Annotated in this window: 24 protein-coding genes and 1 tRNA gene; 16 read left to right on the top strand and 9 right to left on the bottom strand. The window is 69.2% G+C overall.

Translation table 11 applies throughout. The features are described 5' to 3' along the window. Positions 1-19: 19 nt before the first annotated feature. The 4 genes from Mth01_RS22945 to Mth01_RS22930 all read right to left on the bottom strand — a co-directional run bounded on the left by Mth01_RS22945 (position 20) and on the right by Mth01_RS22930 (position 3,758). Positions 20-826, bottom strand: a complete 807-nt coding sequence (locus tag Mth01_RS22945) for an S-methyl-5'-thioadenosine phosphorylase (protein ID WP_204017993.1) — start codon at positions 824-826, stop codon at positions 20-22. Positions 827-906: 80 nt separating this feature from the next. Further along, a complete protein-coding gene (locus tag Mth01_RS22940; RefSeq protein WP_204017992.1) occupies positions 907-1,320 on the bottom strand; it encodes an FmdB family zinc ribbon protein in 414 nt (137 codons plus the stop codon). Between the two features lie 221 nt (positions 1,321-1,541). Further along, positions 1,542-3,143, bottom strand: a complete 1,602-nt coding sequence (locus Mth01_RS22935; RefSeq protein ID WP_308440834.1) for a potassium/proton antiporter — start codon at positions 3,141-3,143, stop codon at positions 1,542-1,544. A 39-nt stretch (positions 3,144-3,182) separates the two neighbouring features. Further along, complete coding sequence (locus Mth01_RS22930; protein WP_204017991.1) at positions 3,183-3,758, bottom strand: 5-formyltetrahydrofolate cyclo-ligase; 576 nt, start codon at positions 3,756-3,758, stop codon at positions 3,183-3,185. Positions 3,759-3,782: 24 nt separating this feature from the next. Here Mth01_RS22930 and galU point away from each other — a divergent pair, with 24 nt between their 5' ends. The 14 genes from galU to Mth01_RS22860 all read left to right on the top strand — a co-directional run bounded on the left by galU (position 3,783) and on the right by Mth01_RS22860 (position 16,056). Continuing rightward, the gene (galU, locus tag Mth01_RS22925; protein WP_204017990.1) at positions 3,783-4,685 is read left to right on the top strand and encodes a UTP--glucose-1-phosphate uridylyltransferase GalU; all 903 of its coding nucleotides are present in this window, start codon (positions 3,783-3,785) and stop codon (positions 4,683-4,685) included. A 45-nt stretch (positions 4,686-4,730) separates the two neighbouring features. Beyond that, positions 4,731-5,915, top strand: coding sequence for a molybdotransferase-like divisome protein Glp (gene glp, locus Mth01_RS22920; protein ID WP_204018009.1), 1,185 nt, complete (start codon positions 4,731-4,733; stop codon positions 5,913-5,915). Then, complete coding sequence (gene moaC, locus Mth01_RS22915; RefSeq protein WP_204017989.1) at positions 5,912-6,403, top strand: cyclic pyranopterin monophosphate synthase MoaC; 492 nt, start codon at positions 5,912-5,914, stop codon at positions 6,401-6,403. The genes glp and moaC overlap by 4 nt, the downstream gene beginning before the upstream one ends. Positions 6,404-6,479: 76 nt before the next feature. Beyond that, the gene (locus Mth01_RS22910; protein ID WP_204017988.1) at positions 6,480-6,968 is read left to right on the top strand and encodes a MogA/MoaB family molybdenum cofactor biosynthesis protein; all 489 of its coding nucleotides are present in this window, start codon (positions 6,480-6,482) and stop codon (positions 6,966-6,968) included. A 141-nt stretch (positions 6,969-7,109) separates the two neighbouring features. Next, positions 7,110-7,754, top strand: a complete 645-nt coding sequence (locus Mth01_RS22905; protein WP_204017987.1) for a GNAT family N-acetyltransferase — start codon at positions 7,110-7,112, stop codon at positions 7,752-7,754. 194 nt (positions 7,755-7,948) lie between these two features. Continuing rightward, positions 7,949-8,641 carry a divisome protein SepX/GlpR gene (gene sepX / locus Mth01_RS22900; protein WP_204017986.1) on the top strand — a complete coding sequence of 231 codons (693 nt, stop codon included), beginning with the start codon at positions 7,949-7,951 and terminating at the stop codon, positions 8,639-8,641. A 50-nt stretch (positions 8,642-8,691) separates the two neighbouring features. Then, a tRNA-Ala gene (locus Mth01_RS22895) sits at positions 8,692-8,768 on the top strand. A gap of 587 nt (positions 8,769-9,355) precedes the next feature. Further along, positions 9,356-10,426 (top strand): hypothetical protein, encoded by a 1,071-nt coding sequence (locus tag Mth01_RS22890; RefSeq protein ID WP_204017985.1) that lies wholly within the window; start codon positions 9,356-9,358, stop codon positions 10,424-10,426. Between the two features lie 15 nt (positions 10,427-10,441). Then, a complete protein-coding gene (locus tag Mth01_RS22885) occupies positions 10,442-11,197 on the top strand; it encodes a vWA domain-containing protein (protein ID WP_204017984.1) in 756 nt (251 codons plus the stop codon). After that, a complete protein-coding gene (locus tag Mth01_RS22880; protein WP_204017983.1) occupies positions 11,194-11,991 on the top strand; it encodes a PP2C family serine/threonine-protein phosphatase in 798 nt (265 codons plus the stop codon). The genes Mth01_RS22885 and Mth01_RS22880 overlap by 4 nt, the downstream gene beginning before the upstream one ends. Further along, the gene (locus Mth01_RS22875) at positions 11,988-13,130 is read left to right on the top strand and encodes a protein kinase domain-containing protein (RefSeq protein ID WP_204017982.1); all 1,143 of its coding nucleotides are present in this window, start codon (positions 11,988-11,990) and stop codon (positions 13,128-13,130) included. The genes Mth01_RS22880 and Mth01_RS22875 overlap by 4 nt, the downstream gene beginning before the upstream one ends. 136 nt (positions 13,131-13,266) lie before the next feature. Next, positions 13,267-13,935 (top strand): vWA domain-containing protein, encoded by a 669-nt coding sequence (locus Mth01_RS22870; RefSeq protein ID WP_204017981.1) that lies wholly within the window; start codon positions 13,267-13,269, stop codon positions 13,933-13,935. A 31-nt stretch (positions 13,936-13,966) separates the two neighbouring features. Beyond that, positions 13,967-15,073 (top strand): protein phosphatase 2C domain-containing protein, encoded by a 1,107-nt coding sequence (locus Mth01_RS22865; protein WP_204017980.1) that lies wholly within the window; start codon positions 13,967-13,969, stop codon positions 15,071-15,073. A 5-nt stretch (positions 15,074-15,078) separates the two neighbouring features. Further along, complete coding sequence (locus Mth01_RS22860; RefSeq protein ID WP_204017979.1) at positions 15,079-16,056, top strand: hypothetical protein; 978 nt, start codon at positions 15,079-15,081, stop codon at positions 16,054-16,056. Positions 16,057-16,066: 10 nt separating this feature from the next. Here the strand turns inward: Mth01_RS22860 and Mth01_RS22855 are convergent, their stop codons facing one another. Then, positions 16,067-16,615 (bottom strand): GNAT family N-acetyltransferase, encoded by a 549-nt coding sequence (locus Mth01_RS22855; RefSeq protein ID WP_204017978.1) that lies wholly within the window; start codon positions 16,613-16,615, stop codon positions 16,067-16,069. A 66-nt stretch (positions 16,616-16,681) separates the two neighbouring features. Further along, positions 16,682-17,368, bottom strand: coding sequence for a MerR family transcriptional regulator (locus Mth01_RS22850; RefSeq protein WP_204017977.1), 687 nt, complete (start codon positions 17,366-17,368; stop codon positions 16,682-16,684). An 84-nt stretch (positions 17,369-17,452) separates the two neighbouring features. On the opposite strand from Mth01_RS22850, the gene Mth01_RS22845 reads away from it, so the two are divergent. Next, positions 17,453-17,908 (top strand): DUF4188 domain-containing protein, encoded by a 456-nt coding sequence (locus Mth01_RS22845; RefSeq protein ID WP_204017976.1) that lies wholly within the window; start codon positions 17,453-17,455, stop codon positions 17,906-17,908. Between the two features lie 7 nt (positions 17,909-17,915). Here the strand turns inward: Mth01_RS22845 and Mth01_RS22840 are convergent, their stop codons facing one another. Further along, entirely contained in the window at positions 17,916-19,214 is a 1,299-nt protein-coding gene (locus tag Mth01_RS22840; protein WP_204017975.1) for a hypothetical protein, read from the bottom strand. Positions 19,215-19,298: 84 nt separating this feature from the next. Beyond that, on the bottom strand, positions 19,299-20,936 hold the full coding sequence (locus Mth01_RS22835) for a dolichyl-phosphate-mannose--protein mannosyltransferase (RefSeq protein ID WP_407695971.1): 1,638 nt from the start codon (positions 20,934-20,936) through the stop codon (positions 19,299-19,301). A gap of 112 nt (positions 20,937-21,048) precedes the next feature. On the opposite strand from Mth01_RS22835, the gene rsmI reads away from it, so the two are divergent. After that, positions 21,049-21,870: a 16S rRNA (cytidine(1402)-2'-O)-methyltransferase gene (rsmI, locus tag Mth01_RS22830; RefSeq protein WP_239089920.1), complete on the top strand. Its 822-nt coding sequence runs from the start codon at positions 21,049-21,051 to the stop codon at positions 21,868-21,870. 9 nt (positions 21,871-21,879) lie between these two features. On the opposite strand, the gene Mth01_RS22825 is transcribed toward rsmI, so the two are convergent. Beyond that, positions 21,880-23,385, bottom strand: a complete 1,506-nt coding sequence (locus Mth01_RS22825) for a hypothetical protein (protein WP_204017973.1) — start codon at positions 23,383-23,385, stop codon at positions 21,880-21,882. Positions 23,386-23,407 lie beyond the last annotated feature (22 nt).

Below are 23,407 nucleotides of genomic sequence, written 5' to 3'. Positions count from 1 at the left end.
ACATTCATGACGCGGCCGGTTACGGAAGCTCGAAGGGGAGCTTGACGCCGTCGAGCACCTTGCCGCAGGCGCAGTCACGTTCGATCGGGAGGGCCTCGGCGACCGAGCCGACCAGCGCGCGCATCCGCTCGACGTTGGCGGCGAAGAAGGCGAGGACCTCCTCGTGGGTGACTCCCTCGCCGGCCTCGACGCCCGCGTCGTGATCCGTGACGAGCGACATCGAGGTGTAGCAGAGCGCCAGCTCCCGGGCGAGCACCGCTTCGGGATGCCCGGTCATGCCGATGATCGACCAGCCCGCGGCCGAGAACCACCTCGACTCGGCGCGGGTGGAGAAGCGGGGACCCTCGATCACCACCAGAGTGCCGCCGTCGACGGTGTTCCAGCCCGCCTCGCGTGCCGTGGCCACGGCCGTGGCCCGGCCGGCCGGGCAGTAGGGGTCGGCGAACGACACATGTACGGCACAGCCGGTGTCGTAGTAGGTCTGCGGTCTTCCGCTGGTCCGGTCCACGAGCTGGTCTGGGATCACCAGTGCGCCCGGCCCGAGCTCGGGGCGCAGCGACCCCACGGCGTTGGGCGCCAGCACCTGGCGGACACCGAGGGAGCGCAGTGCCCACAGGTTCGCCCGATAGGGGATGCGGTGCGGCGGATGGACGTGGCCGCGGCCGTGCCGGGGGATGAACGCCACCGACCGATCGCCGATGCGGCCCAATGCGATCTTGTCGCTTGGCGGGCCGTACGGCGTCGCCAGGTCGATCTCCTCGGCGTCGTCCAGGAGGGAGTAAAGCCCCGAGCCGCCGATGATGCCGATCTCTACGCCATTGACCATGTCGCCGACCCTAACGAATCGCCCCCGCCCGGGCGGCACCCCCACGGCGCCCTGTGGATAACTCTCGGTTCACCCGCGGATCAGGCCGCGGCGGTCGAACCGGAGGAGCCCGACGAACTCGACGAGCCCGAAGAACCTGAGGAACCTGAGGAACCGGAGGACGACGAGGAAGAGGACGACGAGGAAGTGGACGCGGTCGCGGCCTCCTTCTTGCCCGAGTCGCCCGACGACTTCGCCGTCTCACTGCCCGACCCGTCACTGCCCGACCCGTTGGAGCCGCCGTTCGACGCGGCCGGCGCCGACGACGACGAACCCGAGGAACGGCTGTCAGTGCGGTAGAAACCGGAGCCCTTGAACACGATGCCCACAGCGGAGAAGACCTTGCGCAGCCGCCCCTGGCAGGACGGGCACTCCGTGAGCGGGTCGTCGGAGAACTTCTGGACGATCTCCAACTGCTCGCCGCAGGCCGTGCAGGCGTACTGGTAGGTGGGCACGCGTTCCTCCCGGAACTAGCACTGGAAACCAAGGTCGTGTTCGGTCATTCCTGCTCCGCGCGCTCGCGACCGGCAGTGTTCACCGAAAACTTCCTAGCACTCGACTAGGACGATTGCTAATGGTAAGCAACCCACGAGGCCAAACGCCACTCCGGCCCGGTTTATTGCCGTTCGAGCAGCGTGTCCCCACTCGCCCTGTTCTTGGGCCCGCGCCGTACGGCTCAGCTGCCGCGCTCGCCGTACCAGCCGGCCAGCTTGCCGCGCCGGCTCACGGCCCGAAGCCGACGCTCGACGGTCGTCCGCTGGGCGGCCGTGGTGACGATGAGGAGCTGATCCTCCACCCTGAGCCGGGTGGTCGCCGCCGGCACGAACGACCGGCCGCCTCGGACGACCAGCGTCACCATCGTGTCCGCCGGGAGTCGCAGCTCGAAGATCTCCACGCCGTGCAGCATCGAGCCGGCCGGGATGCGCACCTGGAGAAGATCGGCGTTCAGCTCCTCCAGCGGGGCGGAGTCCACGTCGAGTTCACGCGCCTCGCCGTCCGCCTCCAGACGCAGGAGCCGCGCGAGGTACGGCAGTGTCGGCCCCTGCGCGAGGGTGAACACGACGACGATGATGAAGACGTCGTTGAAGAGGCTCTTGGCCCCCGGCATCCCGGCGTTCCAGGGGATGGTGGCGAGCACGATGGGTACGGCTCCGCGCAGCCCGGCCCATGACAGGAACACCTGCTCCCGCCACGGGATCGCCTCCATCCGGGGGAATCGCACGCCGCCGTCTTTCAGCCAAACTCCCTGTGCCGACCGTTCGCCCAGCCCGAGCCGTACCTTCGGGTCGAGCCGAACGCCCCGCACCAGCCGTATGAGCAGGGCCGAGACCATGACCGACACCGGGCGGGCGAGCAGGACCAGGGCCATCCCGGTGACGAGGGCCGGGACGATCGCCCCGGGCAGCTCCGACGGGCTGGCCAGCATGCCGAGCATGACGAACAGGCCGATCTGGGCGAGCCAGGCCGCGCCCTCGGCGAACCCGCGGGTGTCGGCGACGTGCGGGAGCCGCGCATTGCCCAGCATCAGCGTGGCGACGTAGACGGCGAGGAACCCGCTCCCGTGCAGCAGCGCGGCCCCGCTGTAGGCGATGAAGGCCAGCGCCAGCACCGCGATGGGATAGAGCCCCGACGCGGGAAGCGCGACCCGGCGCAGCGCGTAGATCCCGGCCGGCCCCACCGCGACCCCGACGGCCGTGCCTATCCCCAGCTCGATCGCGGTGTTCAGCACGATGTTCCCCGGCGAGGGCAGCGGCTCGGCGACCACGCTCAGCATCATCACGATGATCACAGCGGGCGCGTCGTTGAACCCGGACTCGGCCTCCAGGATGCCCGCGAGCCGGGGGGGCAGCGGGAGCCGCCGGAGCACGGAGAACACGGCGGCGGCGTCGGTCGAGGCCAGCACCGCGCCGAGCAGCAGGGCACTGCGCCAGTCCATGCCCAGCAGGGCGTGTACGGCCACCGCGAGCACGCCGATGCTGACCGCGATGCCGGCCGTGGCGAGGATCAGGGCGGCGGGCACGGCGTCGCGGACGTTCTTCCAGCTGGTGGTCAGGCCGCCTTCGGCGAGGATGACCGCGAGCGCGACGAGGCCGAGTTGCTGAGCGAGCTGGGAGTCCTCGAACTGGATGCCGCCGATCCCGGCCTCACCGATGACCAGGCCGAGCCCCAGGTAGATGAGCAGACTGGGCAGCCCGGTGCGGTGCACGACCCGGACGGACGCGATGGCCGCGATGACGACGACGGCGGACAGGAGAAGCCAGACGTTCAGACGCTCCACCCGCCTCCCGTATTCATCGCCGCGACGCGTCCCCGGGGGTCATCGCGTTGCCGGCTGAGCGATTCCACTGGGCAGAGCCGCGAAACGCACGCGCTGGTCGTGCGGCTCCGCCGGTACGCCGTCGAGGAGCTCGCCCTCGTGCAGCAGCGCCACCGTCGGCACATTCGGCCCGACACGCGCCAGGGCCCGGTCGTAGCACCCCCGGCCCCGGCCGAGCCGTACGCCTGTCGTGCGGTCCACGGCGAGGGCGGGCACGAGGACCAGGGCCGCGGTACGGATGGCGTCGACCCCGCGCCGCGTGTCCACCGGCTCCATGATCCCAGACGGCCCGGGGGCGAGGGAGTCCGGCCCGTCGTAAACGGCCCAGTCGAGGTCGCCGTCCGGCAGCTGCACCGGAAGGATCACGGTCGCGCCGTGCTTCCACAGGGCGAGGACCAGCCCGTGGGTCGACGGCTCGGTCCCGATCGACCAGTAGCACGCCACCAGCCCGGCCATCTGCACCCACGGCTGATCGAGCAGGATCTCGCGCGTCGCCGCCGACGACTCCCGCAGCGTCGCCGGATCCAGCCCGGCTCTGCCGCCCAGGATCAGCCGACGCAGGTTCATCTTGTCCATAGCCTGCTCCGTTAGTGTTCAGACATGGCTGACTTCGACCCCGTGACCAAAGCCGTGGTGCCCGCCGCGGGTCTCGGCACCCGCTTCCTGCCCGCGACCAAGGCGACCCCCAAAGAGATGCTGCCGATCGTCGACAAACCGGCCATCCAGTACGTCGTGGAGGAGGCGGTGTCCGCCGGCCTGCTCGACGTCCTGATGGTGACCGGCCGCAACAAGCGGTCGATCGAGGATCATTTCGACGTAGCGTACGAGCTTGAGGACGCGCTTCGCGCCAAGGGCGACGAGGAGCGGCTCTCGCAGGTTCAGGAGACGGTCGACCTCGCCATCATGCACTACGTGCGGCAGGGCGAGCCGAAGGGGCTCGGCCACGCCGTGCTGTGCGCCAAGCAGCACGTCGGCCATGAGCCGTTCGCCTGCCTGCTCGGCGACGACCTCATCGATCCGCGCGACCCGCTGCTCAAGCGCATGATCGAGGTCCGCGCCACATACGGCGGCAGCGTCATCGCGCTGATGGAGGTCCCGCGCGAGCAGATCTCCCAGTACGGCGCGGCCGCGATCGTGCCGACCGACCAGGACGACGTGGTCCGCGTCACCGACCTCGTGGAGAAGCCCCCGGCCGACGAGGCGCCCTCCAACTGGGCGATCATCGGACGGTACGTGATCGACCCCACCGTGTTCGAGGTGCTCGAGAACACCCCGCCGGGGCGCGGCGGCGAGATCCAGCTCACCGACGCCCTGCGCACGCTGGCCGCCCGCGGTCCCGACGAGGGCGGCCCGGTGCACGGTGTGCTGTTCCGCGGCCGTCGCTACGACACCGGCAACAAGCTCGACTACCTCCGCACGGTCGTGCAGTTCGCCGCCGACCGTGACGATCTCGCGCCCGAGTTCCTGCCCTGGTTGCGGGAGTTCCTCGACAGCGTGAAGTGATGATGACGGATAGCGAAGCCCAGTCATAACGAAAGCGGGATCATGATGAAAGCCGTCGACCGGCATCTCGCCGACATCCTCGCGGCCGTCCGGCCCCTGGCCCCGATGGAGGTCGACATCGAGAACGCCCTCGGCACCGTGCTCGCCGAGGACGTGGCCTCGCCCATGCCGCTCCCGCCGTTCGACAACTCGGCGATGGACGGCTATGCCGTACGGGCCGAGGACGTGGCCGCCACTCCGGTCATGCTGCCGGTGATCGAGGACGTGGCGGCCGGCGACGGCGGGGTGCACGCCGTCGGGCCGGGGCTGGCCGCCCGCATCATGACCGGCGCGCCCGTGCCGGCCGGCGCGGACGCCGTCGTACCGGTCGAGTGGACCGACGGCGGCACCGCCCGCGTCACGATCAGCAGGCCGGCGCCGTTCGGCAACGCGATCAGGCGGGCGGGCGAGGACGTGGAGGCCGGCGACCTCGTGCTCCGCGCGGGCACCCGCGTCGGCCCCGCCCAGGTCGGCATCCTCGCCGGGGTCGGCCGCCGCCGGGTCACCGTACGGCCCCGGCCCCGGGTGGTGGTGCTGTCGACCGGCGCGGAGCTGGCCGAGCCCGGCACGCCGCTCGGCGCCGGGCAGATCTGGGAGTCCAACAGCTTCATGCTCGCCGCCGCCGTACGGCAGGCCGGGGGAGAGGGCTTCCGGGCCGGGGCGGTGACCGACGACCCGAGGGAGTTCCTGGAGGCGCTCGACACCCAACTGCTGCGGGCCGACGCCGTGATCACCAGTGGCGGGGTCTCGATGGGGGCCTACGAGCCGGTCAAGGAGGCCCTCGCGCCGCTGGGCAAGGTCGCCTTCGAGAAGGTCGCCATGCAGCCGGGCATGCCGCAGGGCTTCGGGCTGGTCGGCCCGGACGCGGTGCCGATCTTCACGCTGCCCGGCAACCCGGTCTCGTCGTTCGTGTCGTTCGTGCTGTTCGTCAAGCCGGCGCTGCTGGCCATGCAGGGGCTGCCGACGGGACCGCCGCCGACCGTGCGGGCGGCCACGACCGCGCCGCTGCGGTCGCCCGCGGGCAAGCGGTCCTTCCTGCGCGCGGTGCTGTCCGGCGGCGTGGTCGCCCCCGTGCACGGGCAGGGTTCCCATCAGCTCGCCGCGCTGGCGAGCGCCAACGCTCTGATCGTGCTTCCAGAGGACGTGACCGAACTGCCCCAAGGGGCCGAGGTGGAGGTGATCCAGCTATGAGCAGTGACATCGGGAGTCTCACGCACATCGACGAGTCCGGGGCGGCCCGCATGGTCGACGTCTCCGAGAAGGACGTCGGCGCCCGTACGGCGACCGCGACCGGGCGCGTCCTGCTCGCGCCGGAGGCCGTCGCGGTGCTGCGCTCCGGAGACGTCCCGAAGGGGGACGCGCTCGGCGTGGCCAGGATCGCCGGGATCATGGGGGCCAAGCGCACCCCCGACCTGGTGCCGCTCTGCCATCCGATCGCGTTGCACGGCGTGAAGGTGGAGCTCACGATCGTCGATGCCGGGGTGGAGATCAGCGCGAGAGTGAAGACGGCCGACCGGACCGGGGTCGAGATGGAGGCCCTGACGGCCGTCGCGGTCGCCGGGCTCGCCCTGATCGACATGATCAAGGCCGTCGATCCCGGCGCCGTCATCACCGACGTCAAAGTCGAGGAGAAGACCGGCGGCAAGACCGGCCGGTGGACCCGCCCCGACGCGGGCTGAGCTGAGCTGAGCTGATCTGAGCGGAGCCGGACGAGCCGGGACGGTTCGCGGCAACTTGGAAGAGGGGAGCGCGGCCGTGCGTGCTTTGGTGGTCACGGTGTCGAACCGGGCGGCGGCCGGAATTTACGAGGACAAATCGGGCCCGCTGCTGGCGTCGCTGCTGGCCGAGGCGGGCTGTGACGTGGTGGACGGACCGCGAGTGGTGCCCGACGGAGACCCGGTGGAGGCGGCGATGCGCGAAGGCGTGGCCGAGGGATACGACGTCATCGTGACGACCGGCGGCACCGGGGTCACCCCGCAGGACCTGACCCCCGAGATGACCCGCCGCGTCATCGGCCGCGAGATCCCCGGCATAGCGGAAGCCGTACGGCTGGCCAACCGGGATCGGGTGCCGACGTCGATCCTCTCGCGCGGCCTCGCCGGCCAGGCCGGCAGCACGCTGATCGTCAACCTTCCCGGCTCCTCGGGCGGCGTACGCGACGGCATGGCCGTGCTGGGCCCGATCCTCGGCCACGTCATCGACCAGATCCGCGGCGGAGACCACCCGCGCCGCCCCACCCCGTAACCCGCCACCCCCGCCCGTTGCCGCGGCCGAGGATTCGCTCATCGATCTCGATATCCGCGCCCTGGCTCCGCCCCCGATATCCTTCGCGGCACGCCGCCCCCCGCATGGCGCATTGACCGTCCTTCGGTGGATGATTGACTGATGGATCGACTTCGCGGCTGGCCGGCGACCCTGGTGGAGGGGCCCGTGGGGCTCCGCCCGCTGCGCCTTCGTGACGTCCGTGACTGGCGGGACACCCGCCTGCGCAATGCCGAGTGGCTGCGCCCCTGGGAGCCGAGCAACCCCGAGACCCCGCTGTTCCGCACCGGGCTCGGGCCGTACGTCTCGATGGTGGGCGCGCTCCGCCGTGAGGCCAGGCAGGGGCTCGCCATGCCGTGGGTCGTGACGTACGAGGGAAGGTTCGCGGGTCAGCTCACCGTCGGAGCGGTCGCCTGGGGTTCGGCGCGTTCGGCCCAGGTGGGGTACTGGATCGACGGCGCGCTCGCCGGACGGGGCATCATCCCGACCGCTCTGGCCATGGCGGTCGACCACTGCTTCTTCACCACCGGTTTACACCGTCTCGAGGCGAACATCCGGCCGGAGAACCACGCCAGTCGCAGAGTCGTGGAGAAGCTCGGATTCCGGGAGGAGGGCGTCCGCAGGCGTCAGCTCCATATCGACGGCGCGTGGCGTGACCACATCTGCTACGCGCTGACCGTGGAGGACGCGCCGCGCGGACTGCTCGCCCAGTGGCGCCGGACGACGAACGAGTCGTCCGCCCGGCGGAGCGAGTCCAGCCCCGGTTGACGTACACCCGCGGTTGTCCGGCCGGGGATGGGGCGGTGCACGGGATCGAATTACACAAAGGGCTTTGACGATCTCGCGACACACCGGACTGAATGCTCGTCAATCAGTGACAGACAGCTCTACCGTGCGTGACGTGAACACTGCGCCGCCGACACAGGTCCCCGGCAGTGTTCAGCATGTCCGGAGGTGGTCGCATGGGTAGCGCCCTCCTCTACTTCGCCATCGTCGTCATGTGGTTGAGCGTCCTGCTGCCCATGTGGTTGCGCCGGGACCGGCCCATCGACGAGGACGTCTTCGACGATCAGCTCACCGACGGCGAGACCGGGGCCGACGGCGAGACCGACGGCGAGACCGACGGCGATGGTGAGGCCGACACTGTTGTGGAGCCGCCGGCCGAGCGATCCGGACAGGAGGCGGGAACATCGGGCGAAGCCGCCGATGCCCCTACGCCTGACGAGGCCGCGACACCGGAAGGACCGGACGCGACCGCGGATCCCGCTGCCGACTCCGTGACGGTACGGTCGAACACCGGCAGACGGAGAGCCCGCATCCTCGCCCGCCGCCGCAGGCGGCTGCTGTGGAGCGTTCTGCTCGTCCTGGCCTCCGTGGTCACGGCGGCCGCCCGGGTGATGCCCTGGTGGGGGGTGGCGCCGTCCGGCGTCCTGCTCGTGGGCTACCTCACAATCCTGCGTGTCGCCGTACAGGCCGATCGGGAGCAGCGGGAGCAGCGGGAGCGGGCCGCCGCCGCGCGGGCGGCGCACCTGCGCAGGCAGCGGGAGCGGCGGCGGGCCATGGCCCGGGAGGCGGAGATCATCAAGTTCGAGGCGCGCAGGCAGGTCAAGGTCTTCGACCAGTACGCCGAAGGACGCCGCGCGGTCGGAGGCTGATTCGATGGCGCGAGAAGCCCGCAGAGTTTGCTAATCTGGTCGAGGTCGTTGGGGCTATAGCGCAGTCCGGTAGCGCACTTCGTTCGCATCGAAGGGGTCTGGGGTTCAAATCCCCATAGCTCCACCACGACAGAGGCCGGTCCCGCCCAGCGGGACCGGCCTTCTGATCTTCTGGGTGACTATGAAGGCGATCGCCCCGGTCTTCTCGTCGGTTTCCTGACGCAGATCGAAGACCACCTTGATGGCACTGGCTCTTGGGGTGTTTCCGCTGTGCGGGCATGGCTCCAAGCTCCCAGTGTCGGCAGTCTCCAGCCAACTCGGGCACCTCACGTCAGGGGGGCGGACGCCGTCGATGGTGTTCCACAGATGCCCGAGCACGAGGCAGAAGGCTGTGGTGACGCCCGCGGACAAGCAGCACCCGGCACACGGGTCGGCGCCGCTGCGCGTTGCCACCGGGTGTTGCCTGTTGCCATCCCGCCAGGACCCGGGCAACCCCTCCCCTTCGGACGGTCTCTGCGCGACCTTGTGAGCTGAGACACCGGGCAGGGAGAACAGGGGGAGACGGCAAGAGATGGTGAACCACATCACCAGGTCAGGGAAACCGTTCGGTTCCTTCCGCGGAGATATGACCCATCAGAGCCCTGAGGCCTTCCCCGCCTGCTCTCGGAGGCCCGGAACTCGATGAGGCGCCTCCTTCCTCTTCTCCTGCTGGTCGTGGCCGCGTCCAGCCTCGGCTGCTCTCCGGATCCAGCCATTGAGAAGAACGCCCCTATGATCTTGTCGGGCACTGTACGCAACGAAGATCTGGCTACGATCGATCAACGGCTGAAATCACCGGGACCCGTGTCCGTCGTCGTGGCAGGCCATACCGACCTGGCCTCCGACATAGACGTCAAGTACATCGACGACATCGCCAAGCTCACAGAAATCGCCCGGCCGAACAAGCAGGCCCCCGAGAACCAAGGAAAATCTCAGACAGGTGAGACGGCCAACCGGCAGGATGAGCTGGACAAGCTTCTAGCCGAGCTGAAAAAGCTAGTCAAGCAGGACAAGAAGGGCGATCTAGACAAGCTGCTGGTCAAGCTGAACAAGCTGGTCAAGCTTGACGAGCAGGAGGCCGGCCAACCCGCTGTATCTCCGGCTGACCGCGGCCAACTCGTCGTCTCGCTCGCCCAGCCGGGGGAGTCGGGCACCGGAGGGACGCTGCTCCTGCTCCTCGCACGGGTCCGCTTCGCGGTGCCGGATGCGACGCTGACCCCCCTTGATCAGGGGATCGCCGCCAGGCTCGGAGAAAGGGCGAAGAGCAAGAGCCTCGCCGAGTTGAAGGCTGCCGACCCTGGAAACCTCATCTCACCCGACTCCGCCACATGGCCATTCATATTCGGCGGCCTCTCGGCCACGGTCATCATCGCTCTCCTCTTCGTGCACCGGCGCAGCAGCGAGCGTCCGCCCCACACGAGCGGTCGATCCCTGAAGGCCAGGCCTAACCCCCATGCCACCGGACCTGCAACCGGTACTTCCAGGTCGACGAGGGGCCGTCCAACTCCCCCGCAGCCGCCATCACCGCGGCTCCGACCGCGGCCCCGACCGCGGCCGATCATCAAACGTGGTCCGCTGCCCGATGGAACCGGGATCGTCCGAACGGATCTAGATCCAGAGGGCTATGTGGAAGTGGACGGCGTGCTGCGACGCGCGGTGTGGCGTGGCGCAGGTGATCGGCCGGATATCGGCCGGCAGGTCCGCCTCAGTTCCACCGACGGCCATCTTCTCATCGCCACCAGGTAGTTTTCGGAGTCTCCCTTGTCATATGTCCCTCAAGATGTTCCGTACTCCATCTCACCCATCGATTTCAGCGACGGCGGCACGGCGCAGCGTCTGCCGGTGGTGCTGTGCCTGGACACATCGTCTTCGATGCAGGGCGAGCCGATCGAGGCTCTCAACACGGAGCTCACGGGATGGAGCAGGATCCTGAACAATGATCTGCAGCTTAGCTCCGCCGTGGACGTCGCGCTCGTCACCTTCGGTGCGGAGGGCGTCCGCGCCTGGCGGGGGCAGCAGGCCATACCCTCGAACAGTACGGAATCTCCGTTCGTTCCCGGCGAAAGATTCACGGCGCCCAAGCTGACCGCGGGCGGAGTGACGCCGATGATCGAGGCGCTCCGACTGGCCATCAGTCATGTGCGCAGATACAAGGAGAGCCTGCGTGCCAACGGTCTGCAGTACTACCGTCCATTGATCTTCCTGGCGACCGATGGCGCGCCCACCGGACCGGACGGACACGTGACATCCTCCTGGCGCGAGATCCTTCCCGAGCTGGCCGCGGACCGCGAGGAGAAGCGCTACCTGCTCTACGCGCTCGGGGTGGGCGACCTGCCGCCCGGGGCCACCGAGGTCCTGGCGTCTCTCGCCCCCGGTCGCAACCACGTGCTGGCCGGACTGGCGTTCAGGGAACTCCTGCAGGTGCTCTCCGCGAGCATCGACATGCTGAAGAAAGGTAAGGAAGAAGACCCCTTCGCCAAGATATTCCCCGGCCAGCGGCCGGCGGGATCGCCATGAGCGCGTGGCGGGTTCAGGGCCTCAGCCTTCCCGGATACAGCCACATGCGCTCCGGCCTGCCGTGTCAGGACGCACATCGGCACGCGATTCTCGAGAAGGTCAAGGCCGACGGTCCCGTCGTCGTCCTGGCGGTGGCGGACGGGGCAGGCAGCCGCAGCCGCTCGGCCGAAGGCGCGGAAATGGTGGTCTCCCTGGCCGTCGCCGCTGTCGAGGAGGCACTGTCGGAATACGTCCCGGCCGACGGTGAGGCGTGGAAAGAGCTGCTCTGCTCCTCGTTCCAGGCGGTGCTGACGAGATTCCACGATCACGCCACCCAACTGGCCGACGGCCACGGCGCCGACGACTTCGCCACGACGCTCACGGTCGCGGTGCTCAGCGGGGAATGGCTGGGCATCGCCAGCCTCGGCGATGGGTTCGTGGTGGTTCGCACGGAGGAACCCGACGGCCCGGCGGCGGCGTTCCATCTCGTCACCCAACCACCGGTCGTCGGGGAATACTCCAACCAGACGGTGTTCGTCACGTCGGCCGGCGCGCTCGAGTCTCTCTACGTCTGCTGCATCCAGGACGCCTGCGTCACCGGGCTGATGCTCTCCACCGACGGGCTGGCCCAGCCCGCTCTCAGGTGGGCGGACGGGGTGCCGCGCCGCCCCAACACGTCATTCGCCAAGGGCGTGCTGGATTTCGCGGAGAAGTCCGACGCCGATCCTCGCGCTCTGGCACAGCTCCTGCTCAGCGATGACGTGGTACGGCGTAACGCGGACGACAAGACGCTCCTGCTGGCGGTCCGCGGATGACCACGGTTCACACCGACCACGGCCCGCTGGTGCTCGCCGACCAGCCGCTGGGCACCGGAGGACAGGCGCGGGTCTTTCCGGTGGAGAAGGACGACAGACTCGTCGTGAAGCTCTACCACGAGCTGGACGAGCGGTCCGGACGCCGGTTGGAGAGCATGATGCGGCTGCCCCTCTCCGTCCGGAAGGCCGTGACCGACACGGCACCCGAGGTGGCCTGGCCCGCCCTCCTCGCCCGCGATGAGAACGGCAAAGTCGTGGGATACGTGATGGCCAGGATCGCCGGAGTCGGTCACGTACAGCTCTCCGCCCTGTTCTCGCTCGCGCAGCGACGGCGCTTCTTCGAGGGGCGCGCCAACTGGAACTTCCTGGTGGGGGTCGCCTGGAACCTGTCGGGCGTGGTCGCCCGACTACACCACAGCGGCGTGGTGGTGGGAGACCTCACCCCCGCGAACATCGTGGTGGATCGGGCGGGGTTCATCACGCTCCTCGACTGCGACTCGATGCAGTTCACCGACACCGTCACCCGAGAACTGTTCCCCTGTCCGGTCGCGACCGAGAACTACGCCGCACCCGAGGTGGCGCTGCACACCCAGCACTCACCCCAGAGTGACGACTTCACATTGGCGATCTTGATCTGCCAGCTGCTCACCACCGGATATCACCCGTTCTGCGGTCAGCCGACCGACGGCTCCGAGGCGAACATGGCCGACAACATCTCCAGTGGACGCAGCTACATCGTCGCGCCGGGTCGAGTTCAACTGTTCGTGCAGACGGTCAGCGCCGATGTTCTCCCACCTCCGGTGAGGGACCTGGCCAAGCGGGCCTTCGGCGACGGCCTCCACGCCCCGGAGAAGCGGCCGACGGCTCTCGAATGGGCCAAGGTCCTCGGCGAGGTGCGGGATCAGGTGAAGTCGTGTGAACGAACTCCCCAGCACTCATTCGGCGAGCACCTGGGCTCCTGCCCATGGTGCGCCCGACGAGACGGGGGGCTCAGCGACCCGTTCCCGGCTGAGCAACCTGTTCCGCCGCCGCCTCCACCCGTTCCGCAGCCGGGACCGCGGCGACGGCGTCCGTTGGCGAAGGCGGCCTTCTTGGTCCTACTCGCGATCTTCATCTTATTGATCATCGCCAACGCCTAGAGACTCGACGCTCCCGTCTGATCGAGAAATTTCATCCTGAGGAAAGCGAGCGACACGATCAGGGCGTCGGGACGGGCGGTGTCTTGATCTCGGTTATCTACCTCTTCTACGTCAAGCGATCGCAAGGAGAAATGGAATGAGCCAGCAGATCCTCCCCTTCTATCTCGTCTGCGACGAGTCATCGTCGATGATGGGTGGTCCGATCGATGCCATCAACAAGTCCCTCCCCGTGCTCCATCAGGAGATCGGAAGCAACCCGGTGGTCGCTGACAAGACGCGGTTCGCGCTGATCAGCTTCAACCATCAGGCCCAGGTGCTGCTGCCCCTGTCGGACCTCAGCATCGTCAGCTCCGTCCCCAGCCTGACCGCCTCCGGCGGCACCGACTACGAGGTCGCGTTCAACCTGCTCTACGACACCATCTCGCAGGACGTGGCGAAGCTGAAGGCCGACGGCCACCAGGTGCTCAGGCCTGCGGTGTTCTTCCTCACCGACGGCCAGCCCAATCCCAACAACTGGGTGGCGGCCTACCAGCGGCTCACCGACCCGGCCTGGGGGCTGCGGCCCAACATCCTCGCATTCGGCTTCGGAGAGGCCGACTCCGCGATCATCCAGCAGGTGGCGACGGTTCTCGGTTTCGTCGCTGACGGCTCACTCGGTCCGGCCGGGGCGCTGCAGGAGTTCGCCCAGTCGCTGATCCAGTCCATCGTCAGCTCCGGCACATCGGCCGACGCCAACGGCGGCATGAGCCTGTCCGCGCCGGAGAAGGTTTCCGGGTTCAGAACCGTCCCCGCCGATGTCGTCTGAGTCTGGGCGCCTCAGGAGAGGGCTGAGGAAGATGATTCTCCGACGATCCGAGCCGGGTCCTGAACAGGACGCGACCACCGACCACGACGGCCGCCCCGACCACGACGAGCCGATCAGCCGACCCGACCCAGGCGTGGAGCCCGTCTCCACACAGGCTCTCGGCACACAGACCGAGATCCCTCCGCGGGAGCGCGGTGCCGAGCCGCAGCCGGCGGTGGCGGCGGAGCCGGTGGGCGTGCCGGAGGAGCCACCGTCCCCCCAGCCGCCTGTTTTCCAGGCGCCGCCCGAGTACGGGAAACCGCACGAGAGGGCGGGCAAGCCGCGTGGGATACCCGAGATAGGGCGGGCTGCCCCCGACATGGTCGTCGACGGCGCGGACTTCCGCACTTTGACCGTACGCGGCGCCTCGCTGCGTGGTGACGATCACCGCTACAGCGGGACGACCCGGCAGGACTCGATGGGCCTGTGGACGCTGCGGCATCCGTGGGAAGGCGAGGTGCTCCTGGCCTGTGTGGCCGACGGCGTCGGCAGCCAGCCGCTGTCCCACCGTGGTTCGGAGCTGGCCTGCCGGTTGCTGCGGGCGGAGGTCGAGCCGTACGTCGCCGATCTGCTCGACGTCGGCGAGCGGTCGCGGCGGGACGAGGCGGCCAGGCAGCTCATCGAACGCGTCGCGCTCCGAATGCGTGGTGACATACAAGACTTCGGAACGGACCCCAGGACACTGTCGACCACGCTCGTGGTCGCCCTGGTCGAACTGACCTCGGTCGAGGCGCCCCGGAACTGCTTCGTCTTCGGTGTGGGCGACAGCACCGCACTGCTGTTGCGGGACGGCGCCTTCCGGGGACTGTGGACCGACAAGCACGGCGACGGCGCCATCTCGGACTCCAGGACCGACGCGCTGCCCGGCCATGTCGGCTCGGTGGCCACGGCGGAGGCCCGGCTGGGAGGCGACGACGCCCTGGTCATCTGCACGGACGGGCTGGCCAATCCGATGCGCGGCGAGGAGGTCGAGGAGCACCTGGTCCGTCAGTGGTCCTCGCGGCCGGTGCCCGGGCTCCTTGAGTTCGCCTGGCAGCTGAGCTTTCGGGCCAAGTCCTATGGCGACGACCGTACCGCCGTGTGCGTGTGGGGCAGGTGAGTTCCGTGAGCTGGCCGGACGGCTCCGATCTACAGCTGGGCTCACTGTCTCTCGGCGACAAGCTGGGTATGGGCGGGCAGGGCGCGGTGTACGACTTCAAGTCGCCACGGGGCAGGGGGTTGGAGGGCGCCGGCTACGTCTACAAGGAGTACCTGCAGCCCGCGGCGGTCAACGCGGCGGCGCTCGCCGACCTGGTGGCGCTTCCGGGACGGATGGCTTCCAACGAGCGTGACCGCCTGCTGGCCCAGGCCGCCTGGCCGCTGGCCCGGGTGCTGAACGGCAACCGGGTCACGGGGTTCATCATGGCCAAGGTGCCGAGCCAGTTCTGGGGAGAGGCGACGGCGGGGCGCAAGCTCCGTGAGGCGCAGTATCTGATGTTCGAACCCAAGCCGTTGTGGGGTGACATCGTTCCGCCGGACGCCGGCGGCCGCCTTGAGGTGGCCCGCCGGGCGGCGTCCCTGTTCCAGCTCCTGCACGCCAACAGGTTGATCGTCGGGGATGTTTCGATGCGAAATCTGCTCTGGTCGCCGAGTCCGGTCGGCATCTTCCTGTTGGACTGCGACGGCGCCCGCGTCGAAGGGCGCAGCCCGGTCATGCGGCAGCCGGAGACCATCGACTGGGACGACCCGCTCCAACTGCGGGCCGGCCCCGATCAGGACACCGACCGATACAAGCTCGCCCTCCTGATCGTCAGGATCCTGACCCGCGATCACGGCCTGCGCCCGGGCACGGATCCCCGGTTCGTGCCCGGCCTGCCGGACCCCGTCGTACAGGTGGTGACCAAGAGGTTCAAAGAGGCGGCGGGCCCCCGGGGCACCCGCCCCGATGCGGCCCGCTGGGCCATGGCCCTGATGGGCCGCGACATCATCGAACTGGATCCGCCCGGCCCGGTACGGAAACCTCCCACGCTGCCGAAGGCGCCGATGGACCAGCCCGGTCGGCGGTTCGACATCGATCTCACTTCTCAGGCCGGGGGCACGTAGGCCGGGCCGGCTACCGCGAGGTGGGCCATTCGCCGGCGAGGACGGACATCACGATCGTGTCGTGCCAGGCGCCCTCCCAGCGCAGCGCGTCGCGGAGCACGCCCTCCTCGGTGAATCCCACCTTTCGGTACACGTGCCGGGCCCGGTCGTTGAAGTCGTGGACCTCCAGGCTGACCCGGTGCAGTCCGACTGCCCCGAACGCGTGGTCCAGGACGAGCCGGATGGCCTCCGTACCGTAGCCGCGGCCGGCCGCGCGTGACGCGATCAGCGCGATCCGCAGGCTGCAGGACAGGTTGTCGGTGTCGAGGCAGTTGAGGACGATCTCCCCGCGGTAGCCGCCGTCCTGCGCGTCGCAGATCGCGAGGTCGAGTCGGTCGTCGTGCTCCGCCCTGGTGGCGCACCACTGCGCTATCGCCTCGCGCGTGAACTTCGTGTGCGCTCCGGTGAGGCGGGCGGTTTCGGGGTCGTTGACGAGTTCCCACAGGCCGTCGGTGTGCTCGGGGCCCACCGGGCGGAGCGCCACGCGCTTACCGATCAGGGTTGGTTTGTCAGCAAACATCACCCGATGGGGGATATCAGCCTCACTGATGCCTTGGCAACCAGGTTTTCCCGGAACTGTCCGGCTTCATGCTTCCGGCCCCTTCCTGGGAGTGACGCCGGCACAGTCATCTGAGGGACGGAAGCCGAAGTGCCGGGCCGACTCGGACTCCTGGGCGAGGCGGCGCATCGCGTCGAACGCCTTGCCGTAGAGCACCTGGCAGATCACCAGGGCCTCGACGGCCGTGTCCCGTGGTCCGTCCAGGGGGATCTTCCTGATGTCGTGCTCCCGCACCAGGGTGTCGGCGGCTTTCGCGTACGGGAGCAGCTCGTCGCGTGTCACCGGCATGCCGAGGTGCTTCAGCGTGACCAGGGTCTGTGCCAGCTCGTCGCGCGTCGGGGCGTCCGGCTGCACGCGGTCCCAGTCGAGGTCGGCGACCAGGTGGTCGACCATCTCCCGGGCATCGCGCCAGTCCGCGTCATCGGGGGCGGGCTCGGGCGCCGGGCTGAGCGCGTAATGGGCGGTGCCCAGCATGTCGTGGATGTCGGTCTCCTCGTCCTGGACGGCTTCGATGATCTTACGGATCGTCGCCACCGGCAGCCGCCCGACCTCCAGGAGCGCCCGGATGAGCCGCAGCCTGCGCAGGTGCGACTGGTCGTACTCCGCCCGGGTGGCCGACGTCTGCTCGCCCTGGGGCAGCAGCCCCTCGCGCAGGTAGAACTTGATCGTCGGGATGGGCACCCCGGATTCGGCGCTGAGCTGGGATATCCGCATATCTGGATAGTACTACTTGCCAATATCGATCGATAGCGCTACTGTCCAATTATTGAGTAGCGGCACTATCCAAGGGGGATGGTCATGCGCCAGAGTGCGCGGATCGACGGCGACTTCGTCGTCTTCCTGATCGGAATGCGGATCAATCGGTTCAGAGCGCTGCGCAAGTGGCTTCCGGTGATCCGTGCGATGGTCCCGATGATCAAGGAGTTGCGGGCCGATCCCGCTCACGGGCTGCTGGGCTTCGAGAGCTTCTTCAACGGCAGGACCACGCTGATGGTGCAGTACTGGCGGAGCACGGACCATCTGCTCGCCTATGCCAAGAACCGCGAAGCGACCCATTGGCCCGCCTGGAAGCGCTTCTTCCGCGAGGCGTACCGGAGCGAGGCCGTGGGGGTCTGGCATGAGACCTACACGGTCAGCGGATATGAGACCGTCTACGTCAACATGCCGCCGTTCGGCCTCGGCCGGGCCGGCGAGCTCGTGCCCACCACGAAACTGGGCGACAGGTCCGCCGAGCGCCTGGCCGTACGGAACTGACCAGCCGCTAGCCCAGGCCGGCGTACTGGCGGGGGCGCAGGGCCTGGGAGCGCAGCGCGGCCAGCGCGGCGGACCGTCCGGCGGCGGTGAGCCGCCAGGGGGCGTCCCACCTGCAGTCGACCCGCAGTCCCAGGGCGTCGAGGCGGCGTTCCAGCTCGCCGAGCGGAGCGGCCAGATCGAGGGGGGAGACCCGGTCGCCCCGAGCCGTACGCCAGCCCTCGCCGTTCACCACCTCGGCCACCCGGTCGCGCAACTCGTCGGGGTCCAGGGACGCGCCGTCGGCCAGGAGCATCAGCGCCGACTCCCGGGCCGAGATCTCGAACTCGTGCTCGCCGGCCGCCGGGGTGAGCAGCGTGCTCGTGGCCGCGCTCCACAGCGCGTCACGGTCGTCCAGCAGTTCCCGGCCCGCGGGGGTGAGGATGAGCTTGCGGCCGGTACGGCGCAGCACCCGAAGTTCCCGGACGGCGATCCCCTTGAGCGTGGTCAGCGCGAACACCTCGGCCTCGCTCCGGACCGATCCCGTCGTGTTGACCTCCCAGTCGAACCTTTCCACGGCCTCCACGGCGACGGCCCGGGCCAGGTTCAGCCGCTCGGTGAGGCGGATGCCGTGCCGGGCCAGCCCGAGCAGCCACCGCAGCGGCTCCAGATGCGGACCCTCCGGCGTTGTGACGGGGGCGTGCAGCCGTACCTCGAAGGGCTGGGCGAGCTCACGGCGGGCCGGGCCGCGACCGAGCACCCACCGGTTGAGCCGCTCTCCGTGTACGCGGTGCAGCCAGCAGTCGCCGCCCAGCTCGATGCGGGGAACGGTGAGCCAGCGCCGGGTCAGCTCCACCCGGTCCACCGGCTCGCCCGCCACGATCGCGAGCTCCAGGGCGGCGGCGCAGGCGACGTGCGCGCCCATCTCCTCCGGCCCCATGATGGAGCTCCAGGACAGCTCGGCGATGTCCGGGGGCACCACCCCGGTCGCCTCCAGCGCCTGATGGTAGGCGGCGATCCCGGCCTCCTCGCCCTCCCGGGCGTACGTCCGCAGGATCCGCGTCGTGACCGTGGAGTCGCAGAGGGCGGCGTACCGTTCCAGGCCGCCGAGCCGCAGCAACTCGCCGAGCGCCCGCGCGATGGTCCGGCGGTCGCCGGCCACCTTGACGGGCAGGGTGTACCAGAGGAACTCGCACACGTCGAGTTGGCTGATGGTCTCCAGCGCTTCGCCGCCGGCGAGCCATTCGACGGCCACACGGGCCGACTCGGCGATGTGCGGCTCCGAGCGCTCCAGCCGTGCGAGAAGCGCGGCCACATCAGGTGCGGGCATGACCCGCAGTCTGCCGTATGGACCCCATCGTTGACGACGACCCGGCATCATGGCGACCACCCCCGCGACCAACGATACGGGGGATCAAACCCACGATCTGAAAAGCATCCGGGCATACCAGTCGTCGTACGGCACGATCTGTGCGGCGATCACCGGGTAGAGCCACCAGAAGTTGGCCAGCGCGAGCAGGGCGAACACCCCGGCCCCCACGATGCCGGCGAGCCGGCGCTCCTGCGACGCGCCGACGCGTCCGATGAGAAGCCCGAGGCCCAGCACGATCGCCAGGATCATGAACGGGATCATCGGCATCATGTAGAACAGGAACATCGTCCGGTTGTCGGCGATGGCGAAGTAGAACCAGGGCAGCCATCCGGCGCCGTAGCCGACGAGCACCGCGGCCGCACGCCAGTCGCGTGACGCCACGTACCACGTGATCAAGCCGATCAGGGCGATCAGCCCGCCGTACCAGATCACCGGGGTCCCGGTGCCGAGCACCGCCCAGGAGCACGACGGCGCCCCACAGTTGGCGGGCTGCTCGTAGAAGAACGCGACGGGCTTGAGCAGCAGCGGCCACGACCATGGTTGCGACTGGTACGGATGCGTCGTCTGCAGGCCCTCGTGGAAGGTCAGGATCTGGTACTGGTACTGGTACAACGACCCCAGGGAACTGAACACGAACTTGATCGGCCCGCCCGAGGTCGCCTCGGCCCAGTCCCGGCCGTAACCGTTGCCGCTGACGAACCAGCCGGCGAACGACACGACGTAGGCCACCACGGGGACCACGCCCGACCAGAGAGCGGTCAGCGGCAGGTCCCGCCGGAACATCCCGGCGTACGGCCTGCGCACACCGGCCGCCCGCCGCGCACCCGCGTCCCAGAGCAGCGACATGATCCCGAAGGCGGCGATGTAGAACAGACCGGTCCACTTGGTGGCCAGCGCGGCGCCCAGGCACAGGCCGGCCGCGAGCCGCCACGGCCGCAGGCCGAGGGACGGGCCGAGACCCCGGGAGTCGTCGGCGGAGCCTGACTCGTGCCAGTCGGCCAGCCGCGCCCGCACCCGGTCGCGGTCGACGACCAGGCAGGCGAAGCCGGCGAGGATCCAGAACATCAGGAAGATGTCCAGCAGCGCCGAACGGGACAGCACGAAGTGCAGCGCGTCGAGGGAGAGCAGGAACCCGGCCAGGCAGCCCAGCAGCGTGGACCTGGTCATCCTGCGGGCCACCCTGGCGAGGATCAGAATGGAGATCGATCCCACCAGCGCGGCGGCGAACCGCCACCCGAACGGGTTCATCCCGAAGATCATCTCGCCGAGGCCGATGAACCATTTGCCGAGCGGCGGGTGCACCACATAGTTGGCGCACTGCTCCACCTGCTCGCAGTGCTTGAAGATATCCAGGTTGCCCGCGTTGACAAGGTCGTCGGCCCCGTCCACGAACTGCCGCTCGACGCCGAACCTGATCAGCGAGTAGGCGTCCTTCGCGTAGTAGGTCTCGTCGAAGACGATGACCTTCGGCGTGCCGAGGTGCATGAATCGCAGAATCGCCCCGAAGACGGCGACCGCGATCGGACCGAGCCAGCCCCACAGGACGTCACCGGTCAGGGGCGGCACCATCCGGTCACGCAGCGAAAGGGTGGAAGAACCGGGCGAATCGGGGGCGTCACCCGGCGAGGTCTGGGACCCCTGCTCGGGCTGTTCGAACGCCTGGTAAGGGGAATCGGTCACGGCCACTCCGTCAGGGTACTGGCGAGGGCAAGGCCGGAACATGGCCTACGCGAGGATTGGGAATATCTAGCCTTTCACGGATGAACGTTTCAGGGCGTCATACGCTGGAGAGGTGCTGATTCTCGCAGGAGCCCCGATCGGCCGTACGGGAGACGCGACGCCGCGGCTCCGCGAGGCACTCGGAACCGCCGACGTGATCGCCGCCGAGGACACCCGGCGGCTGAAGAGGCTGGCGGCCGATCTCGGCGTCACCGTGACCGGGCGAATCGTTTCCTATTACGACGCGAACGAGAGCCGGCGGGCCGGTGAGTTGCTGGAGGCGCTGGTCCAGGGCAGCACGGTCGTGGTGATCACGGACGCGGGGATGCCGGGGGTGTCCGATCCCGGCTATCGCCTCACCCGGCTGGCCGTGGAGGCGGGCGTGCCGGTCACCGCCCTGCCGGGGCCCTCGGCCGTCACCACGGCGCTCGCCGTCTCCGGCCTGGCGAGCGACCGGTTCTGCTTCGAGGGGTTCCCGCCGCGCAAGCCGGGAGAGCGGGCCAGGCGGCTCGCGGCCCTGGCCGCCGAGGAGCGCACGATGGTGTTCTTCGAGGCGCCGCACCGCCTGCACGCGTGCCTGGAGGCGATGGCCGAGGCGTTCGGCCCCGACCGCGAGGCCGCCGTCTGCCGTGAGCTCACCAAGACCTACGAGGAGGTACGGCGCGGCGCCCTCGCCGAGCTGACCGAATGGGCCGAGGGCGATGTCAGGGGGGAGATCACCCTCGTCGTCGCGGGACGGGCGCCCGACGACGCGCCGCCCGACATGGCCGAGCTGGTCGACGAGGTGGCCCGGCGGGAGGCCTCGGGCGTGTCGCGCAAGCACGCGATCGTCGACGTGGCGAAGTCCGCCGGCATCCCCAAACGCGACCTGTACGACGCCGTGCACGGCCTCTGAGCGGGGCGCCTACCGAAGACTGCGGCGGTGCCGGGCGGGCCATCCGGGGACGGTGAGGCCGTCCACGGTCCGCGAGCGCCGGCCGGCGAGCGCGATCGCGGCGGCGAGGCAGGCGAGCGGGACGGCGGGAAGCAGGTAGCGGTAGTCGAACTCGGCGGTCGCCGCCGGCGCGAGGATCAGCCCGGCGCCGCCGAGGAACGGCAGCAGGACCGGCCCGCCGAGCTCCCGCCACCGTACGGCCACGCCGTACAGGCCGACCAGCAGCAGCACGCCCAGCCCGAGGCCGGGGAACCGCACCACCTTCTGGTAGCCGATCATGAAGTCGGACCACGGCGCCACCGCGCGCGTCGCGGCCTTGCCGTTCTCGTAGGCCTCGACGTCCCGGTCCGTCGTGCTGCGGTAGGAGCTCCACTTCGGGATGGCGCGCGTGTACTCGTTGCTGAACTCGTACAGCTTGAAGGTCTTGGCGTCCGGGAACTGCGGCCGGTCCCACCGGAAGGCCCGGAAGAAGTCCTTGGCCACGGCCGCGAGATAGTCGCCCGGCTGCGCGAGGATCGCCTTCTTGGCGAACGCGCTGGCGTTGGCGTTGATCTCCGGGGTGAACTTCATGCCCGAGCCGAAGACGTGCAGCTGGTTCTGGTCGTCCCACCACAGGTAGGCCTGGGCGGAGGGCACGCGCTGGTCGGGCGGGGTGTTGATGCACAGCAGCGCCAGCTCCAGCTCCTCGCGCTTGTCCAGGTTCATCTTGTGGCAGTCGGCGAACAGCGACGTGCGCATGTACAGGATGACGCCGTCGCTGTTGGTCATCGCGAACTGCCCGTTGACCGCCTTGAACCAGCTCATGTACGCGATGACGGGGACGGCGCACGCGACGACCATGGCGAGGATCGGCCGCCACCCGGTGCGCTTGATGAGCAGGTAACCGACGACCAGGGCCAGGATCGGCAGGCCGATGCTGCGGGTCAGCGCCGTCACCGCGAGCAGCAGCCCGACGGCGGCCCCGGCCCGCCACGACATCGAGCGATGCCACAGCACCAGCGTGACGACGCCCACCACGAGCAGGATGAACATCGCGTCCGACATGATGAGCTGCTCGAGCTGGATCTGGTACGCGTCGAACAGCACGGGTGCGGCGGCGAGCGTCGCCCCCCAGCGTGGGACGCCGAATTTCTTGGTCAGCAGCGCATAGATCAGTACGGCTGTCGCGAGGCCCATGAGGTGCTGGGTGAAGACGACGACGGAGAAACTGTGCAGCGGCTTGAGGATGAGCAGCCAGAAACCGTAACCGTCCGGGCGTATGGGATGCGGCCGGGGCCGCAGCGCCACCGACACGTAGTCGTACGAGTCGTTGAACCACATGGCGGGGCCGAAGCCGAGCATGGTGACGACCCGCAGCACGGCTCCCGCCACGAGCGCGGCCGTGAAGAGCCGGTGACGGCGCGGCAGGGCGGCCAGCCGCCGCCACCCCCGGTCAGGGGAGGGGCCGACTGTCGGAGCATCAGCGACCGCGACCATGGTTACAGAATGCCAGCCGTTT

It is taken from the genome of Sphaerimonospora thailandensis (genome assembly GCF_016863115.1).
In the GTDB taxonomy this organism is placed as follows: Bacteria; Actinomycetota; Actinomycetes; order Streptosporangiales; family Streptosporangiaceae; genus Sphaerimonospora; species Sphaerimonospora cavernae.
The sequence above is the reverse complement of the archived record's forward strand: the minus strand, read 5'-3'. Positions and strand labels throughout refer to the sequence as shown.

What these genes read in the sequence shown, in the direction of transcription:
- Mth01_RS22875 (WP_204017982.1), top strand. Translation starts at nt 11,988, where the DNA reads ATGACCACGGTTCACACCGACCACGGCCCGCTGGTGCTCGCCGACCAG.
- sepX (WP_204017986.1), top strand. Translation starts at nt 7,949, where the DNA reads ATGGGTAGCGCCCTCCTCTACTTCGCCATCGTCGTCATGTGGTTGAGC.
- glp (WP_204018009.1), top strand. Translation starts at nt 4,731, where the DNA reads ATGAAAGCCGTCGACCGGCATCTCGCCGACATCCTCGCGGCCGTCCGG.
- moaC (WP_204017989.1), top strand. Translation starts at nt 5,912, where the DNA reads ATGAGCAGTGACATCGGGAGTCTCACGCACATCGACGAGTCCGGGGCG.
- Mth01_RS22930 (WP_204017991.1), bottom strand. Translation starts at nt 3,758, where the DNA reads ATGGACAAGATGAACCTGCGTCGGCTGATCCTGGGCGGCAGAGCCGGG.
- Mth01_RS22825 (WP_204017973.1), bottom strand. Translation starts at nt 23,385, where the DNA reads ATGGTCGCGGTCGCTGATGCTCCGACAGTCGGCCCCTCCCCTGACCGG.
- galU (WP_204017990.1), top strand. Translation starts at nt 3,783, where the DNA reads ATGGCTGACTTCGACCCCGTGACCAAAGCCGTGGTGCCCGCCGCGGGT.
- Mth01_RS22865 (WP_204017980.1), top strand. Translation starts at nt 13,967, where the DNA reads ATGATTCTCCGACGATCCGAGCCGGGTCCTGAACAGGACGCGACCACC.
- Mth01_RS22945 (WP_204017993.1), bottom strand. Translation starts at nt 826, where the DNA reads ATGGTCAATGGCGTAGAGATCGGCATCATCGGCGGCTCGGGGCTTTAC.
- Mth01_RS22880 (WP_204017983.1), top strand. Translation starts at nt 11,194, where the DNA reads ATGAGCGCGTGGCGGGTTCAGGGCCTCAGCCTTCCCGGATACAGCCAC.
- Mth01_RS22840 (WP_204017975.1), bottom strand. Translation starts at nt 19,214, where the DNA reads ATGCCCGCACCTGATGTGGCCGCGCTTCTCGCACGGCTGGAGCGCTCG.
- Mth01_RS22905 (WP_204017987.1), top strand. Translation starts at nt 7,110, where the DNA reads ATGGATCGACTTCGCGGCTGGCCGGCGACCCTGGTGGAGGGGCCCGTG.
- Mth01_RS22855 (WP_204017978.1), bottom strand. Translation starts at nt 16,615, where the DNA reads ATGTTTGCTGACAAACCAACCCTGATCGGTAAGCGCGTGGCGCTCCGC.
- Mth01_RS22850 (WP_204017977.1), bottom strand. Translation starts at nt 17,368, where the DNA reads ATGCGGATATCCCAGCTCAGCGCCGAATCCGGGGTGCCCATCCCGACG.
- Mth01_RS22870 (WP_204017981.1), top strand. Translation starts at nt 13,267, where the DNA reads ATGAGCCAGCAGATCCTCCCCTTCTATCTCGTCTGCGACGAGTCATCG.
- Mth01_RS22845 (WP_204017976.1), top strand. Translation starts at nt 17,453, where the DNA reads ATGCGCCAGAGTGCGCGGATCGACGGCGACTTCGTCGTCTTCCTGATC.